Source organism: Arthrobacter sp. T572, from assembly GCF_056780115.1.
On sequence record NZ_JBRAZQ010000002.1, the window covers coordinates 212,195 to 229,725 of the forward strand.

General features: G+C 62.8%; 12 protein-coding genes. 11 read left to right on the plus strand and 1 reads right to left on the minus strand.

What is annotated here, in order from left to right; genetic code table 11:
* The first annotated feature begins 125 nt into the window (after nucleotides 1–125).
* Both iolD and ACUYMZ_RS02130 read left to right on the plus strand, forming a co-directional pair.
* A complete protein-coding gene (gene iolD, locus ACUYMZ_RS02125; RefSeq protein WP_481601943.1) occupies nucleotides 126–2,087 on the plus strand; it encodes a 3D-(3,5/4)-trihydroxycyclohexane-1,2-dione acylhydrolase (decyclizing) in 1,962 nt (653 codons plus the stop codon).
* A 78-nt stretch (nucleotides 2,088–2,165) separates the two neighbouring features.
* Complete coding sequence (locus ACUYMZ_RS02130; protein ID WP_426005279.1) at nucleotides 2,166–3,521, plus strand: aldehyde dehydrogenase family protein; 1,356 nt, start codon at nucleotides 2,166–2,168, stop codon at nucleotides 3,519–3,521.
* A gap of 76 nt (nucleotides 3,522–3,597) precedes the next feature.
* On the opposite strand, the gene ACUYMZ_RS02135 is transcribed toward ACUYMZ_RS02130, so the two are convergent.
* Nucleotides 3,598–4,782 (minus strand): Gfo/Idh/MocA family protein, encoded by a 1,185-nt coding sequence (locus ACUYMZ_RS02135; protein ID WP_481601944.1) that lies wholly within the window; start codon nucleotides 4,780–4,782, stop codon nucleotides 3,598–3,600.
* Nucleotides 4,783–4,969: 187 nt separating this feature from the next.
* Between ACUYMZ_RS02135 and ACUYMZ_RS02140 the strand changes: the two genes are divergently transcribed.
* The 9 genes from ACUYMZ_RS02140 (at nucleotide 4,970) to ACUYMZ_RS02180 (ending at nucleotide 17,472) form a co-directional block, all read left to right on the plus strand.
* On the plus strand, nucleotides 4,970–5,722 hold the full coding sequence (locus ACUYMZ_RS02140; RefSeq protein WP_481601945.1) for an SDR family NAD(P)-dependent oxidoreductase: 753 nt from the start codon (nucleotides 4,970–4,972) through the stop codon (nucleotides 5,720–5,722).
* Nucleotides 5,723–5,775: 53 nt separating this feature from the next.
* A complete protein-coding gene (locus tag ACUYMZ_RS02145) occupies nucleotides 5,776–7,533 on the plus strand; it encodes an IlvD/Edd family dehydratase (protein ID WP_426005284.1) in 1,758 nt (585 codons plus the stop codon).
* Between the two features lie 123 nt (nucleotides 7,534–7,656).
* A complete protein-coding gene (locus ACUYMZ_RS02150; RefSeq protein WP_481601946.1) occupies nucleotides 7,657–8,610 on the plus strand; it encodes a D-2-hydroxyacid dehydrogenase in 954 nt (317 codons plus the stop codon).
* Between the two features lie 37 nt (nucleotides 8,611–8,647).
* A complete protein-coding gene (locus ACUYMZ_RS02155; protein WP_481601947.1) occupies nucleotides 8,648–10,105 on the plus strand; it encodes an APC family permease in 1,458 nt (485 codons plus the stop codon).
* Between the two features lie 35 nt (nucleotides 10,106–10,140).
* The gene (locus ACUYMZ_RS02160; RefSeq protein ID WP_481601948.1) at nucleotides 10,141–11,151 is read left to right on the plus strand and encodes a Gfo/Idh/MocA family oxidoreductase; all 1,011 of its coding nucleotides are present in this window, start codon (nucleotides 10,141–10,143) and stop codon (nucleotides 11,149–11,151) included.
* Between the two features lie 314 nt (nucleotides 11,152–11,465).
* Complete coding sequence (locus ACUYMZ_RS02165) at nucleotides 11,466–12,377, plus strand: ATP-binding cassette domain-containing protein (RefSeq protein ID WP_481601949.1); 912 nt, start codon at nucleotides 11,466–11,468, stop codon at nucleotides 12,375–12,377.
* Complete coding sequence (locus tag ACUYMZ_RS02170) at nucleotides 12,374–13,372, plus strand: ABC transporter permease (protein ID WP_426005291.1); 999 nt, start codon at nucleotides 12,374–12,376, stop codon at nucleotides 13,370–13,372. The genes ACUYMZ_RS02165 and ACUYMZ_RS02170 overlap by 4 nt, the downstream gene beginning before the upstream one ends.
* 88 nt (nucleotides 13,373–13,460) lie before the next feature.
* Nucleotides 13,461–14,429: a sugar ABC transporter substrate-binding protein gene (locus ACUYMZ_RS02175; protein WP_426005292.1), complete on the plus strand. Its 969-nt coding sequence runs from the start codon at nucleotides 13,461–13,463 to the stop codon at nucleotides 14,427–14,429.
* Between the two features lie 121 nt (nucleotides 14,430–14,550).
* The gene (locus tag ACUYMZ_RS02180; RefSeq protein ID WP_481601950.1) at nucleotides 14,551–17,472 is read left to right on the plus strand and encodes an FAD-binding and (Fe-S)-binding domain-containing protein; all 2,922 of its coding nucleotides are present in this window, start codon (nucleotides 14,551–14,553) and stop codon (nucleotides 17,470–17,472) included.
* Nucleotides 17,473–17,531: the final 59 nt, after the last annotated feature.

Here is a 17,531-nt window from a genome sequence, read left to right on the forward strand (position 1 = left end):
TGCGTGTCCGGGCAGGTGGCCCGCGTCCCAAACTGGGACACAACTTTGCTTCCCCACGGTGAAAACCTGATGTTCGGGCGAATCGGTTTGCAAATGCCGACGCACCTACGAATTTAGGAGAACGCATGACTAGCACAGCCGCTGCTGATATCGGCACCGAGGTCAATATCGCAGCCGATAAAAAGGCCGTCCGCCGCCGCACTGTCGCACAAGCGATCGTCGAGTATTTGCAGGTCCAGTACAGCGAACTCGACGGCGAACAACGCCGCCTGATCGCCGGCATGTACGGCATCTTCGGACACGGCAACTCCGTGGGCCTGGCCCAAGGCATCGACGAGTACGGTGTGGACTTCCCGCACTTCCAGGGCAAGAACGAACAGTCGATGGTCCACGCGGCCATCGGCTTCGCCAAGGCCTCCAACCGTGCCGCCACCCTGGCCTGCACCGCTTCCGCAGGTCCGGGATCCACCAACATGGTTTCCGGTGCCGCCACAGCCACCACCAACCGCCTGCCCGTGCTGCTTTTCCCCGCGGACATCATCAACAACCGCTTCGGCGATCCCGTGCTGCAGCAGATCGAGCACCCCGTGGAACGCGACGTGTCCGCCAACGACTGCTTCCGTCCTGTCAGCCGCTACTTCGACCGCATCACGCACCCCGCCCAGTTGCTGTCCACGCTCCCGGAGGCAATGCGCGTCCTCACCGATCCCGCGGAAACCGGTGCCGTGGTGGTTTGCCTGCCGCAGGACATCCAGGGCGCGGAGTTCGACTTCCCGGAGTCCTTCTTCACCCCGCGCGTCTGGCACATCCGCCGTCGTCCGGCTGTTGAGGACGAGCTTCGCGACGCCGCGGAAATCATCCGCAACGCCAAGCGTCCGCTGCTGATCGCCGGTGGCGGCGTCCGCTACTCCAAGGCGCAGGAAGAACTGGCGCGCTTCAGCTCCGAGTTCGGCATCCCGGTCTCCGAGACCTACGCGGGCAAGGGAAGCGGACCCATCACCGACCTCAACCTCGGTGCGCTGGGCGTGACCGGCACGGTGGGAGCCAACGAGATCGCCGACGGCGCGGACTGCGTCATTACCGTTGGCTCGCGCCTACAGGACTTCATCACCGCCTCGCATTCGCTGTTCCAGAACCCGGACGTGAAGTTCGTGAACCTCAACGTGGGTTCGTTCGACGCCCACAAGATGGGCTCGTTCCCCGTCATCGGCGACGCCAGGCTCAACCTGGCCGGCCTGCGTGAGCGGCTCACCGCCGTCGGGTACTCGACGTCGGACGAGTTCCGCAGCGACATCGCGGACGCACGCAAGGCCACGCTGGAAGTGCGCAAGCACGACCTCCAGGCCTTCCCGGGCGAACTGATGAGCCAGGCCCAGGTGATCGACGTGCTCAACAAGCGCACCACCAGCCAAGACACCCTGATCCTGGGTTCCGGCGGCGTGGTCGAAGGTATCCACAAGGCCTGGGACCCGTCCAACGGCACCGAAATCCACTTCGAGTACGCCAACTCCTGCATGGGCCACGAGATCCCCGCAGGCCTGGGTTACCGGATTGCCCGCGATGACGCGCCGGGCGAGGTGTATGTCCTGATCGGTGACGGCACCTACTTCATGCAGCCCACGGAACTGGTCACGGCCGTCCAGGAAAGCAAGAAGATCATCACGATCGTGATCGACAACCGCGGCCACCAGTGCATCTGGCCGCTCCAGGTTGCCAAGGGTGGTCCGGGCCGCGAATTCGGCACACAGTACCGGGAACGCAGCAAGGAGTCCGGCCGCTTGGACGGGGCAGTACTCGAGTTCGACATCGCCGCCAACGCGGCCAGCATGGGCTGTGCGGCATGGTCGACGACGACGGTCGAGGAGTTCTCCGCCGCCCTCACCGAGGCGCAGGAGGCCGAGGGTCCCGCAGTGATCGTCGCCCGGGTGGAGCCGTGGCGCTACCTTTCCGGCAACGGGGCCTTCTGGGACGTTGGAGCTCCGATGACCTCGGAGCGGCCTGCCACCCTGGAGGGTGCTGCCAAGCACCTCAAGGGCCGTGAGCGCCAGCGCTTCTACGCTGCCACCACCGCACCTGACGCACGCTAGGCGCACCGGGCGGGACCGCTCCATCCAGCGGTCCCGCCCGTTTCTTTTACGGGATTTACTGACCAAGGAGCAATCATTATGAGCACATTTGCCGTTACTGATCCGGCTACCGGAACCATCCACGCCGAGTACCCCGCCGCCACTGACGCAGAGGTGGAAGCCGGGCTCAGCGCCGCCCAGCAGACCTACCAGGAGTGGTCCCGCACCACCACAGTCGCCGAGCGCGCTGCCCTGGCCAAACGCCTCGCGGATCTGTTTGTTGAGCGGAAGGACAAGCTGGCCGCTATCATCAACCGCGAGATGGGCAAGCCGCTGCAGCAGGCCGCCGGCGAGGCCGAGTTCTCCGGCTCCATTGCCGCTGCCTTTGCTGAGCATGCCGAAGAATGGCTCGCCGATGAGCAACTTGAGGTAGCCGACGGGCTGCGGAGCTTCTTCCGCTACCAGGGCCTCGGCGTGATCCTGGGCATCATGCCATGGAACTACCCGTATTACCAGGTGGCACGGTTCGCGATTCCCAACATCATCCTGGGCAACACCGTCATTGTCCGGCACGCCAGCCAGTGTCCGGAGTCGGCGTTGGCATTGGAGGAACTCTTCCGCGATGCCGGCTTCCCGGAGGGTTCCTACGTCAACCTGTTCGCCACCCACCAGCAGATCTCCACCATGATCGCGGACGACCGGGTGCAGGGTGTCTCGCTCACCGGCTCCGAGCAGGTGGGAGCGATCGTGGCTGAACAGGCCGGACGTGCGCTGAAGAAGTGCGTGCTGGAGCTCGGCGGCGCCGATGTGTTCCTGGTCCTGGACACGGACAACGTGGACCTTGCCGTGAAGAAGGCCGTCATGGGCCGCATGGGCAACACCGGGCAGTCGTGCAACGGTTCCAAGAGGATCGTGGTGCTGGACAAGTACTTCGACGAGTTCTCCGAGAAGTTCAAGGCAGCCATCGCCGGACAGTCCTACGAGAACGGCGATTTCGGACCGATGTCCTCCGATTCGGCCACAAAGTTCCTGGCTTCCCAGGTGCAGGGTGCCCTGGACCAAGGCGCAGAGATCCTGGTGGGCAACAATGAGCCCCAGGGCAACGTGTTCACCCCGACAGTGATCACGAACATCACGCCGGCCATGGACGTCTACAGCGAGGAACTCTTCGGCCCTGTTGCGCAGCTATACAAGGTCAGCAGCGACGAGGAAGCCATCAAGCTGGCCAACTCCTCGCCGTACGGCCTGGGATCGGTAGTGATTTGTGACGACGTTGAGCGCGCCGAGCGCGTCGGCAACCAGCTCGACGTCGGCATGGTCTTCGTGGGTGCCTACGACCTCAGCGGTGCGGACGTGCCGTTCGGCGGCGTCAAGAAGTCCGGCTACGGCCGCGAACTGGGCAAGGTGGGCATGCTGGAGTTCGCCAACAAGAAGCTGTTCCGCTTCGCGAAGTAGGTTTCAGCGACTAAATTTCAGCGCAGCAAAAGGAGGCCGGATCACGCGATCCGGCCTCCATCTTTGTCGCAGGAGCCTAGGCCCCGTACGTGGTGTTCCCTGTGACTTCCGGGACCTCCACCCAAGCGGAAGACTCTGCGCTGCGCAGGGAGGCATCCACCAGTTCCGATGCCGACCAACCGTCGGCCACAGAAGGTCCAAGCTGCTTGCCTTCGGCCACCGAACGCAGGAACAGCGCGGCCTCGATGGTCTTGAGGTCGTTGAAGCCGATGCCGGGCCCGGCGTTGGGCTGGAAGCGCCCGAATTCGCCGAAGGAGGGCGGGGTCATGATGGTCCGGTATCCACTGCGGTCCGTTGCGACTTCCAGCTGGTTCATGCGCTCGAAGTTCCAGCGGATGGATCCTTCGGTGCCGTAAACCTCCACGATGTATTCGGCGTGCGGGCCGATCGCGACGCGGGTTGTCTCGAACATGCCCACTGCACCGCCCTCGAACCGGGCGAGCATGGCCGTGTAGTCCTCGTTCTCCACCTCCCGGGTCACATCCGAGGCCTCACCCTTGTTGAAGGAATTCGACGACGTTCCGGCTGGCAGCGGACGTTCCTTGATGAACGTTTCCGTCACCGCGTTGACCGAGGTGATGCGGCCTATCAGGAACTGGGCCAGGTCGAAACCGTGGCTCAGGATGTCGCCCAATACGCCGGAACCTGCGCGCGCTTGCTCGTAGCGCCATGTGAACACCTGCGTCGGGTCCGAGGCGTAGCTGGTCAGCAGGCGGATCTGCACGTTGGTCACCTTGCCCAGCGCCCCGGAACGGATCAACCGTCGTGCCTCAGCGATAGCCGGGGTGTGCCGGTAGTTGAAACCCACCGAGGTGATCAGCCCGGCAGCTTCGGCGCCCTGGGCGATCTCCCGGGATTCCCGGGCACTGCGGCCCATGGGCTTCTCGATCCAGAAATGCTTGCCCGCCTCGATGGTGGCCAGCGCGATCTCGTGGTGCAGGAAGTTGGGGGAACAGATCGAGACGACATCGACGTCCGGGTTCTCCAGCACCTTCCGGTAGTCAGTAGCCGCTTCCTTGTAACCGAGCGCGTCCTCCGCGTGGTGACGGCCGGCGTCGTCGGGGTCTGCGGCGATCACAAGCTCAGGGTGACGCGGCAGTTCAGGGAAGAACTGCTTGGTGGCGAGGTAGGCGCGGGAATGCAGGCGTCCCATCCACCCAACGGAGATAAGGCCTACGCCAATGCGGTTCTGGTCTTCCAAGGGAGACTCCTCTTGTCTAGCAACTGGGTTCGGGGAAACGGTGCCACGCAAATGGCGGCATCTGCCGATCAGCCTATGAAGTCTGCCGGTGTGTGCTGTGTCTCAATCTGAGACATCCGGAGAGTGTGGCGTGCTGTTTATGTAGAACGTACTAGTCCGCCAACGCCAACAAAGGAGCCCGTCGACGATGATGGATCGAACCAAACCCCTGCGGGTGCTCGTCACCGGAGCCACATCGGGTGTCGGTGAAGCAACGGCCAAACTTTTCGCCCGTCGCGGAGCCCGGGTCGCGCTGCTGGGTCGGCGGCCTGCTGAACTCCGGCGGGTTGCGGAGGAAATCGACGGCGGTGCGCACCAGGTGGTCGCCGACGTCTCCAACCCCGGTTCAGCGCGGAACGGTGTCCGCAGTGCAATCCATGCACTGGGTGGCCTGGATGTAGCCGTCAATGCGGCCGGGGTTGCCGGCTACGCCGCACTGGAGGACCTGGACGAGCACCGCTGGGCAGAGGTGTTAGGCACCAATCTCTCCGGCACCTTCTACGTCGCCAGGGAAACCGGCCTGCACATGCGCAGGTCCGGGGGAGGGGCCATCGTGAACGTCGCCTCTGACCTGGCGGCCATGGGGGTTGCAGGGTTGGCCCACTACTGTGCAGCCAAGGCCGGTGTGGTGGGTCTTACCAGGGCGCTGGCGCTGGAACTGTCCCCCGATGTCCGCGTCAATGCCGTCTGCCCCGGACCCATTGACACCCCCATGCTGCGTACCGGCCTTGAGGCCGAACCGGACCCCGCCCTGGCCTTGCGGCAGAAGGAAAGCACGGTTCCGCTGAGCCGGCTCGCGGACCCCGGCGAAGTGGCCGCCGCCATCTACTTCCTGGCGGTCGACGGCACCTTCGCCACCGGCACCAGCATGGCGTTCGACGGCGGCACATCTGCTGCCTGATTGCCCGCCCAAGACCTGACAAGAGACGAACAAGCCAAGGAGCTTTGAGAGATATGCCTGAGTCGAACTACAACGATCTCCGCAGTGCGCACTGGTTCGCGCCGCACGACCTCACGGGATTCGTGCACCGTACTGCCATCCAGGCCGAAGGCTTCTCGCGCTTCGCCATCAAGGACCGGCCGGTCATTGGCATCGCAAACTCCTGGTCGGAGCTGGTCAACTGCAACATCCACTTCAAGCTCCTTGCCGAGGCCGTGAAGCGCGGCGTCCTGATGGCCGGCGGTTTGCCGCTGGAGTTCCCCACCATCTCCTTGGGCGAAAGCCTGATGAAGCCCTCGGCCATGCAGTTCCGCAACCTGATGGCCATGGACGTTGAGGAATCCATCCGCGCGTACCCGCTGGATGCGATCGTGCTGCTGGGTGGTTGTGACAAGACGGTTCCGGCACAGCTCATGGGAGCGGCCAGCGCGGACATTCCCACCATCATGCTGACGGGTGGCCCGCAGGAACCGGCGTACTTCCGGGGCAAGCAGCTGGGCGTTGGCACGGACACGTGGAAGTACGCGGACGAACTGCGCGCGGGCAAGATCACCGAGGCGGACTTCGATGAACTTGAGTCCTCTGCCAAGCCCTCCGCCGGCCACTGCAGCGAAATGGGCACGGCCTCCACCATGACGTCGCTCGTTGAAGCGCTGGGCATGTGCCTTCCCGGCACTGCGTCCATTCCCGCCGTCGATTCACGCCGCGGGCAGGCGGCGGAAGCCACAGGCCGCCGGGCAGTGGAAATGGCGCTGTCAGGACCGAAGCCCAGCGAGATCCTGACCAAGGAAGCGTTCGACAACGCCATCACCTTGCTCATGGCCGTGGGTGGCTCCACCAACGCAGTGGTTCATCTTTTGGCTCTGGCCCGCAGGGTGGGCTACGAACTGCAGTTGGACCGCTTCCACGAGATTTCCCAGCGGACCCCCCGGATCGTCAATGTCCGCCCGTCCGGTGAGTACCTGGTGCAGCAATTGTTCCAGGTGGGCGGCATCTCCACCGTGCTGAAGGCGCTGGACCCGCTCCTGAACCGGGACGCCCTGACCGTCACGGGCGAGTCCCTCGAAAAGGGCTACATCAACGCACCCGAGCCGGACGGCGTCGTCGTGAGCAAGCTCGAGACGCCCTTCGACGCCTCAGGCGGCATCGCCGTCGTCCGCGGCTCGCTGGCCCCCAACGGTGCCGTGATCAAGCGGAGCGCTGCTTCGAAGGAACTCCTGCAGCACAAGGGTTCGGCCGTGGTATTCGATGACATCTACGACCTCGGCCGCAGGATTGACGATCCGGACCTGGACATCACGGAGGATTCCGTCCTGGTGCTCCGCAACAGTGGTCCGGTGGGTGCTCCGGGCATGCCGGAGTGGGGCATGCTGCCCATTCCGCAGAAGCTGCTGCGCAAAGGTGTTCGTGACATTGTGCGCATCTCAGACGCCCGCATGAGCGGCACCGCATTTGGCACAACCGTGCTACACGTGTCGCCCGAAGCCGCCGTGGGCGGACCGCTCGCGATCGTTCGCGACGGCGATCCGATCATCCTGGACGTCGAGAACCAGCGCTTGGACCTGGACCTGCCGGAGGAGGAGATCAAGGCCCGACTCGCCGAACTCAACCTCCCGGCGCCCAAGTATCGGCGTGGTTACGGCCGGCTCTTTATCGACCACGTCAACCAGGCACACGAAGGCTGCGACTTCGATTTCCTCAAGGGCTTGCCGGACGAAGAGCCGCAGCGGCTGCCGTACGGCCTCATGAGCGGTTGGCAGGGCGGCTGGTAAGCAGCCGCAAACGACAAACTACAAAACATTGGGCCGCTCCTGGGGGGAGCGGCCCGGGAGGGAGCACGTGTGTCACGACCAAAAGTGATTGTCATAGTCCAGGAGGGCCGCCCGGTTCCTCCCGTGGAACGCTTAGACGCCGAAGCCGATGTGGTGGTGGTTCGGACGGCAGGGGAGTTCAGGGCGGCGCTGCCCGGAACGGAAATCCTGTTCCTGAACGACTTCCGGACCAAGCTTCTGCGAGAAGTAGGTCCGGGCGGGCTGCGGTGGATCCACACGTCCAGCATCGGCGTCGACAGCCTTATGACGGACGAGATCATCAACAGTGACATCGTCGTCAGCAACTCCCGCGGCGTCTGTGAGCGGCCGATCGCCGAATGGGTCCTGGGTGTCCTTCTGATGTTTACCAAGGACCTGCGCCGGACCATAGAGCTGCAGCAGGCAAGGACGTGGCAGCACCGCGAAACTGAACCGCTGCTGGGCCGCAAAGTCCTGGTGGTCGGTCCAGGCCCTGTGGGTCGCGAGACTGTGCTGCTGTTGCGGGCGGCGGGCATGGATGTGACTGTCGTTGGCAGGAGTGCCCGCGAGGACGAACAGTTGGGGGCCATCGCCTCCTTCGATGAGTTGGATGTGGTGCTCGGTGAGGTGCAGGACGTGGTGTTGACGGTTCCGCTGACCGAGGAGACAAGGGGCCTGTTCAACGCTGCCCGGTTCGACAAGATGCGTCCGGGCGCCCGGCTGGTCAACGTGGGCCGTGGGGCCGTGGTGGTGGAGCAGGATCTGCTCGATGCCATTGATGCCGGACACGTCGGTGCAGCAGCCTTGGATGTTTTTGAGAATGAACCGTTGGCGGCCGAAAATCCGTTGTGGAGCCGCAACAACATCCTGGTTTCCCCGCACGCCTCCGGCGACCTGATCGGGTGGCGTGGGCGGGTAGTGGACTGCTTTGCGCGGAACCTTCAGCAGTGGAAGGCAGGCCAGCCCCTCAACGACGTTGTGGACCTCAAAAGCTTGGCGGAAGTGCTCCAAATACCGTGTCCCAAGCTGGTACAGTGCTGCCACGATCCGCGTCGATAGTGTGATTCAGCACTAGTACTTTCGTGACGAGGATTACATGTCAAGCTCAACAAAGGGGAAGCCGATAACGCCCACCCAAACCCAGGAAAACAAGCTCAGCGGCAACATGGGGGTGGGCGAGCTCGTGATGAACGTGCTTGCGTTTTCCTCCCCGCTGACCACCGTCGCAGGCACCTTGCCCGTGATGCTCCTTTTCAGCGGCCACACGGCTCCAGGGATATACCTCCTGGTGACCCTGATGCTCCTGATTTTCTCGGTGGGATTCGTCAAGATGAGTCGGAGCGTCGAGGCCCCCGGTGGCTTCTACTCCTTCGTCACGGCCGGGCTGGGCAAGCCGGCGGGCCTGGGCGGGGCGCTGCTGGCGCTTGTCGGGTACGTGTTCATCGGATTCTTTGCCCCCTCCCTGTTCGCCCTGACCCTGCAGAGTTTCGTGGTGAACACGCTTAACGGACCGGACATCCCTTGGTACTGGTACGGGCTGGGCATCATAGCCATCACCACTGTGCTGGCATACAACCGGATCGACCTTTCCGCCAAGGTCCTCACGGTGGTGATGCTGCTTGAGTCTGCCGTTGTCATCATTTTCGACGTTGCCGCGTTTGCCGCAGGAGACGCCTCCCAGGGTGTTGGCTTTTCCATGCCGTGGATTACCGACGCCGGTTTGGGCCTCGCGCTGCTGTTCGCCGTCGGTAACTTCTTCGGGTTCGAAGCGACGGTCATCTACCGCGACGAGGTGAAGAATCCCGACCGCACCATCCCCAGGGCTACCTACCTGGCCGTGGTTGGAATCGGCCTGTTCTACGCGGTGGCAGCCTGGGCTTACACGGCATTCCTGGGCGCAGACAACGTGCAGGAAGCTGCCAAAGCCAACACAGTGAACCTCTTCAACGATGGGGCTACTGCCTTGGTGGGCAAGATTTTCGCTGACATCGGAGTGGTTCTGCTCATCACCTCGATCCTGGCTTCCATGCTCTCGATCCAGAACATTGCCGCACGGTACAGCTTCTCGCTGGCGGCTGACGGAGCCCTGCCCAAGGCCTTGGGCAGGGTGCACCCGCGGCACAAGTCGCCGTACGTGTCAGCGCTGGCAGTGGGTCTGCTGTGGGCGGTGGCCACCGTGGTCTTCACCCTGTTGGGGGTTGCCCCGGAGGCTTTGTATCCGATCGCCAGCGGCAGCGGTACCTTCTCCGTGTTGCTCCTGATGTTCATCACGAGCTTTGCCGTGCTGGTCTACTTTGTCCGCCGACGTGGTTTCGCCCCGGAGTCGGTATGGAAGTCCATCATTGCCCCCATTGTCAGTGTGCTGTTCCTCGGCCTCATTACCTATCTGGCAATTGCGAACTATCCCGAACTCATCGGAGGTTCGGCAATCATGACGGTTATTTTCATGACTTTCACCTTCGCCTTGTTTATCGGTGGAATGATCTATGCATTCTTCCTGCGCTCAAAGCGGCCGGATGTTTATGCGCGTTTGGGTCGGCAAAAAGTCGACTGAAATTCCTTTCCTTTTGAATATCCTGGAGATCTGCAATGACGCAACAGATCAGAGTTGGCCTGTTCGGGACCGGCAGGATCGGTCAAGTACACGCCATGAGTTTGGCAACCCTGGACGAAGCCATCCTCACGTGGGTCTGCGACCCCTTCGTGGAGGGAGCGAAGCGAACGGCGGCTGAGTTTGGTGGCCGTGTGAGCGACGATCCTGCGGAGGTCTTCGCCTCAGGGGAGGTCGACGCCGTTATCGTTGCCTCTCCAACGGCCACGCACGTGGACCTGATGGAGCAATCCATCGACGCAGGCATTCCGGTGCTGTGCGAAAAGCCCATCGACCTGGAGATTTCGCGTGTTGACGCGCTCCGGGCAAAGGCGGCGGCCGCTGATGTTCCCATAGCCCTGGGTTTCAACAAGCGCTTCGACAGACACTTCGTGGAGTTGAAACGGCGTGTGGCTGCCAACGAGATCGGAACCTTGGAACAGCTGATTATCACCAGCCGGGACCCAGGTGAGCCGCCCGCAGCATACCTTCCCCAGTCCGGTGGGATCTTCCGGGACATGACCATCCATGACCTGGATATGGCCCGCTATTTCATTCCGGACATCGTGGAGGTATCGGCCCGGGGCGCCAATGTGTTCAGCGACGCTATCCGGCAGGCTGATGATTTCGACTCGACCGTGGTTACCCTCAGGGGATCCACGGGTGAACTTGTGACCATCCTGAACTCGCGGCATTCCGTCTTTGGTTATGACCAGCGCATAGAGGCCTTCGGCTCCACCGGCCTGCTCCACGTATCAAACAAGAATGACAACCTTGTCCGGCACTGGGGTTCCAGAACCGTGGAGGGGATCGCACCGTACCAAAACTTCTTCCTGGAGCGTTATGCGGAGGCGTACCGGCTCGAGGTCGCTGAGTTCCTTCGCGCCGTCCGCGGCCTGCCTTACCGGAATCCCGGTTTCGAGGACGGCCGGGCCGCCCTGATTCTTGCGGATGCCGCGGAGAGGTCGGCCAGGACCGGGGTTGCGATCGCCGTGGATCTGTCCGCCTAGGACCCCTTGATGCCCGGCCCGGGCATGGATGCTTTCGCAACCGTCCATGCCCGGGGCCGGGTTTTGCCGTTTAAGGAACAGGTGTTGCCCGGTCGATTCTCCAGGAATTGACCTGCTGGAATGAATCGATTCAGAGCCGTGTTCCAAATTGGCACAAATGCCCCATCATCCCGTCCGTCAAAGTTCAAGTAAGTGAAACATTGTGGCGGAGGTCACGCAGTGACGGGGCTTTTTAAAAACCGCTCCTATCATCTGCAGAATCAAACAACGTTGTTTGGTTGATCCTCGCCGGAGGCGTTTCACCGGTTCATTACATGGCCCAATCAAACGAGGACGAGATGACCGATGCACCACCTGCGACCCCTCCGCTGGTCGCACTAAAAGACATTCACAAGACATTCGGGGCGGTGTCCGCCTTGCGGGGCGTCAGCATCGATGTCATGCCAGGCGAGACCTTTGCGCTCCTTGGCGATAACGCTGCCGGCAAATCCACGCTCATGAAAGTCCTCACCGGTGTCTACCAGCCGGACCGGGGCTCGATAGAGCTGGACGGAAAGAAAACGGAGTTTCCCACACCGTCAGCGTCCCGCGACCAAGGCGTCGAGATGGTCTACCAGGACTTCGCCCTGGCAGACAACCTCGATGTCCGGACCAATGTATTCCTGGGACGGGAACCGCAGAAGAACCTCCTTGGCCCCTTGGTGCGGATCATCGACCGTAAGAAGATGGAAGCGGAAACCAAGCGCGTACTGGACCGCCTGGACATCCCCATCAACCCCCGGCTCAAGGTCAAACGGCTCTCCGGCGGCCAAAGGCAGGCCGTCGCGATCGGACGCGCCCTGGCCTTCGATGCACGCTTGATCATCATGGATGAGCCCACGGCAAACCTGTCCGTGGCCAAGGTGGACAAGCTCATTGAAGTCACCCAGCGACTCAAAGACCTGGGCATTGCCGTCATTATCATCACGCACCGCCTCGACGAGGCGTTTGCCGTGGCTGACAGGTTCGCCGTGATGCGGCAGGGACAGGTGGTGGGTCGCTTCCACGTTGGGGACGTCACCGAAGCCCAGGTAGCCCACCTTATTTCCCACGGGACCCTGGACGACTACATCGATAACGGGGACGGCATACCTGACAAGCGGCGGAAGATCGGCAGCACCTCGTCCCTGCCTGTAGTGGACGCCATGGCTGCCCGCGGAACAACAATCAACGGGAGCAACTCATGAGCCTCACCATGGAAAGCCTGAAGACTAAGTTGGGTCCGGCTGATCTGAAAGACGGTGACCTGTCCACCAAGGTCAAGAGGTTCGTCGGCGATTACGGCATCCTGATCTTCTTCGCACTCATTATCATTTTCCTCGCGGTTGCCGCCCCGAACTTCCTGACGGTGAACAACCTGGTCAACGTGGTCCGGCAGTCCTCCATCATTGGCCTGATCGCGCTTGGAATGACTTTCGTCATGATTACCGCCGGCATTGATCTGTCGGTCGGCTCCATTGTGGGCCTGGCCGGCATGGTGTTCGCCATTATGGCACCAGCAAGCGGCGGGGCATTCTGGATACCCCTGATAGCCGGCCTGGCAGTGGGCCTCCTGGTGGGATTCCTTAGCGCAGCGATGGTGGTTTGGGGTGCCATCCTTCCCTTCCTGGCGACGTTGGCCACCATGGCGATCGCCCGCACCGCAGCACTGGTGGTGACGGATGGCCAGGTCGTCTCGGGACTCAGCGGACCCGCTGAGTGGCTCGGGTCCGGGTTCGTCGGACCGATCCCGGTCCCGGTCATCGTGTTCCTGATCGCGGCCGTCATCTGCGAGTTTGTCCTTAGCCGCACCAAATTCGGTTCCCACGTTTACGCCGTGGGCGGCAATGAGGAGTCGGCCAAGAAGGTCGGTATCTCCACAGGCAGGGTGCTGTTCACCGTCTACCTGATCGGTGGCGTCACCGCGGCCCTGGGAGGCTTGGTCCTCACTGCCCGTCTCGACGGCGCTGCCCCCGTGGCCGGCACCGGCTACGAGCTCCAGGTCATTGCAGCGGTCGTGATCGGCGGCACGAGCCTCTTCGGCGGCGTCGGCACCATCCGCGGAACCGTCATCGGCGTCCTCCTGCTGGGCGTCGTGATGAACGGCATGAACCTGATGGGCGTCTCCTCTTACTTCCAGCAAGGTGTGCAAGGCGTAATCCTCGTGCTTGCAGTCCTCCTGAACCGCTGGAAGTCGGACTGAACCAGCGTCCGGGGGCCCACAACCCCTTGGGCCCCACCAACCCAGCAACACATCTCCCCAGCATCAAGAACCACTGAAAGGAACAACCATGGGAATGCGACAGAAGCTCGCCGCAGCCACCGCCATGTTGGCCGCCGGCGCCCTGACACTCACCGGGTGCGCAGGCAGCACCAATGCCAGCAGTTCCGAGGGGGCAGCCAAGAGCTACAACATCGGCGTTGTGGTCCTTGACCTGCAGGACCCGGATCTGGCACACATGACGGACGCCATGAAGAAGGCTGCCGACGAGAAGGGCGTCAAGCTCAACATCACCGACTCCAAGAAGGACGTTGGCAGCGAACTCAACCAGGTGGAGGACCTGCTCACCCGTCAGGTTGACGCCGTCATCCTGCAACCGTTGGACGGCGAAGGCAGCCAGAACGCCGCCAAGCGCGTCATTGAGGCCAACATCCCGTTGTTCATCCTCTCCACCGAATTCGCAGAAGGTGCAGACGTGGCCTACAAGAGCTACATCGGTGTTGACGACACTGTGGCCGGTGAAATGCAGGCAGAGTACCTGAACAAAACGATGCCTGAAGGCGGCGACATCGTCTTCGCAGCCGGCATTTATGGCGCGTCCTGGACCGACCGTCGCAAGAAGGGCTTCGACAGCAAGATCAACAAGAACTTCAAGGTTGTCGCTGAATTCCAGGCGAAGGGCAGCCGTGACGAGGCCAAGCGCAACATGGAAGACACCCTGCAGCGCTTTGGCAAGGGTGAGATTGACGCCGTAGTGGCCAACAACGACGAGATGGCCATTGGCGCCGCCTCCGCAATCACCGATGCGGGCCGTACTGCCGAGTTCAAGGCAGTGGTGGGCGTCGACGGCACCGAGCCTGCGCTGCAGAACATCAAAGCTGGCACCATGTCGGCAACTGTTCGCCAGGATTCTGCCGGTCAGGGCGTCAAGGCGGTCGAGGTCGTCACAGACTTCCTCAATGGCGGCAAAGCGGAGAACCGGTACACGCTGCCGTTCACGTTGATCACCAAGGACAACCTGTCCGAGTTCCTGAAGTAAAAACCCAAGCAGACAAGGGCGCAGCGGAGAGATCCGCTGCGCCCGTTCTGTTTTGGCACACTGCGGCACCACCCCCGCCTGCCTACACTGCCGTGGAACCACAGAAATGGAGAACGTAAGCATGCCCAAGAACGACGTCGCAGTCCTTTTGAACGAACTTCGGGACGCGGGCATCGAGGTGGAGGAGACTCCGCGAAGGCTCTCCGAGTACTCCTATGACGCATCGAACTATCGCGTGCGTCCGTCCGCTGTCGCCTTCCCGCAGAATGTGGACGAGGTCCGTGCAGTCATGCGCGCATGCTCCGCCTCCGGCGTGCCCACCACCGCTCGCGGCGGCGGAACATCAATGGCCGGCAACGCGATAGGCGAGGGGCTCGTCGTCGATCTCTCGCGCCGAATGACGTCCGTGGGAACGCTCGACGCCGATCACGGCACCGTATGGGTGGACGCCGGAGTGGTGCTGGGTGAATTGCGTTCCTACGTTGAAAGGGCCAGCGAAGGCAGGCTGACGTTCGCCCCGGATCCGTCATCACTGACACGCGCCACGATCGGCGGCTCCATTGGCAACGACGCCTGCGGCAATCATTCAGTGGCTTACGGACGCATGACGCACCACGTCAAGGAACTGGAACTGGTCACAGCTGACGGCGCCTACCTGCGCGCCGGCAAGGACTTCCTGCAGGCTGTGGATGCCACGGACAAACACTCGGTGACCCGGGCCGGTGAGCTCATGGACGGGCTGAAGGAACTCGCCCAGGCCAACCTGGCGCCCCTACGCGTAGAACTCCAGTCCATTCCCCGCCAGGTGTCCGGATATCATGTGGGACACCTCCTGCCTGAGTACGGCTTTGACGTCGCGGCCGCCCTTGCCGGCAGCGAGGGAACCTGTGCCATAGTGGTGCGGGCCAGGGTGGGATTGGTCCCCAAGCCGCGCACCACCGCCCTGCTTTGCCTCGGTTACGCCAACACCATTGACTCGGCCCGCGACGTGATGACCATCCTCGCCGCGAAGCCGAGTGCCATCGAAGGCCTGGACGCTTCGATCGTGGACATCATGCGGCACCGCCGCGGCTCCGCCAGCGTCGACTCCCTTCCCGAGGGCAACGCCTTCCTGATGGTCGAATTCTCCGCAGACAGCATCGGTCAAGCGGCGTCAGACTGCGAACGTCTGCTGGAGAAACTCGCCGCCGACGGCCGTGTTATCGACCACGCCATAGTGACGGAGCCCTCGGAACGCGCCAAGCTCTGGAGGGTCCGCGAGGACGGAGCCGGGCTTTCATCCCGGCGAATCGACGGGATCCAGACGTGGCCGGGTTGGGAAGATTCAGCGGTAGCCCCGGAGCGCTTGGCAGACTACCTCGCGGAGCTGCTGCCACTGGTGAAAAAATACGGTTACACAGCCTTCATGTATGGACACTTCGGCGCAGGCTGCGTGCACATGCGCCTTGATTACGATCTCCGCAGTGACGAAGGCCGGACGACCTTCAGCGACTTCACCCGCGAAGCGGCCAAGCTGGTGGTGTCCCATGGAGGTTCACTATCCGGGGAACACGGCGACGGACGGGCGCGCAGTGAGCTGTTGGATGTCATGTATTCCTCCTCGATGGTGGGCATCTTCAAGGCATTCAAAAACCTGTGGGATCCTGCGGGAATCCTCAATCCGGGCATCATCGTGGACCCGAAGCCCTTTGCTGCCTCGCTTGCCTTGGAAGGGGTTCCCTTGCCGGGCCCCGACCACGGCGGGTTGCACGCAGTGGCAGGTGCCGCCGTCCTGCCTTCCACTGAAAGCCGGCAGCTGCTGCCGGTGGTGAGCCCCTTCGTAGGAAATACCCACGCGTGCATCGGCGTGGGACGCTGCCGGGCGACGACCGGTGGGTTCATGTGCCCCAGCTACCGCGCCACCAAAGACGAGAAGGATTCCACGAGGGGCCGTGCCCGCGTCCTCCAGGAACTGACGCGGAGCAAGGGAACCAGCCACAACGGTTGGTCCAGCCCGGAAGTCCGGGAAGCCCTGGACCTTTGCCTGTCCTGTAAAGCGTGCTCCGCCGACTGTCCCACCGGCGTGGATATCGCCGAAGCCAAATCGCAGCTGGTAGACGAACACTACAAAGGCAGGATCCGCCCCTTCACGCACTACTCCATCGGCTGGCTGCCCCGTTGGCTGCCGTTGCTGACCCGCATAGCGGCCCTCGCCAACCTGGGGTCCGGATTCCGTCCGTTCCGCCTGGTGGGCGAATGGTTGGGTGTCAGCGCCCGGCGTCGGCTCCCGGACTTCGCCCAGCGGGGCCGCATCCGGCAACGCATACAGGAGGCCGGCTTCACGGACGGTGCCGATGCGTTGCTGTTCATCGACAGCTTCACCCGCGCTTTCCGTCCCGAAGTCGTTCCCGCCGCCGCCCGTGTGCTCCGCGACTCCGGCAGTTCCGTGGGCTGTACCCCGGATGCCTGCTGTGGCCTGACCTGGATCTCAACCGGGCAGCGTGATGGTGCCCGCCGGCGGCTGGCCCAGTTGATCGAAAAGCTCGACGACGGCACAGACCGCGACATCGTGGTCCTGGAACCCAGCTGTGCCGCCACCATTCGCGACGAAGGACCAAAGTTGGTGGGTGGTGCGGCGGCATCGAGGGTTGCGGACCGGGTCCGCTCGTTCTCTGTCGCAGTGGATGAGGCCATAAATCGTGGCTGGAAACCCACTGCCCAACCGCCCGTCACGGCAGTGCTGCAAACCCATTGCCACGAGCACGCCGTATTCGGTTCCGGCGCCCAGAAACGCGTCCTCGAAGCCTGGGGGGTGCCGCAGCTCGTGGAATCCTCCTCATGCTGCGGCGTGGCAGGCAACTTCGGTTTTGAAGCCGAACACTTTGACATGTCCATGAAGGTTGCCGGGCACTCCATCGTTCCGGCGCTCGCGGGCGCGTCGGATGCCCTGGTCCTCACGGACGGGTTCAGCTGCGCCATGCAGGTTTCGCAGATCGACCCGGAGCTTTCCAGCAAGCACTTGGCCATTGCCCTGGATCCCGGTCCATCCGGTGGGACGGAGTAGGAGGAAATCCTGCCCGCTCCCGGTGACAACCGGACCTCTTCTGATCACCGTGTCCCAAA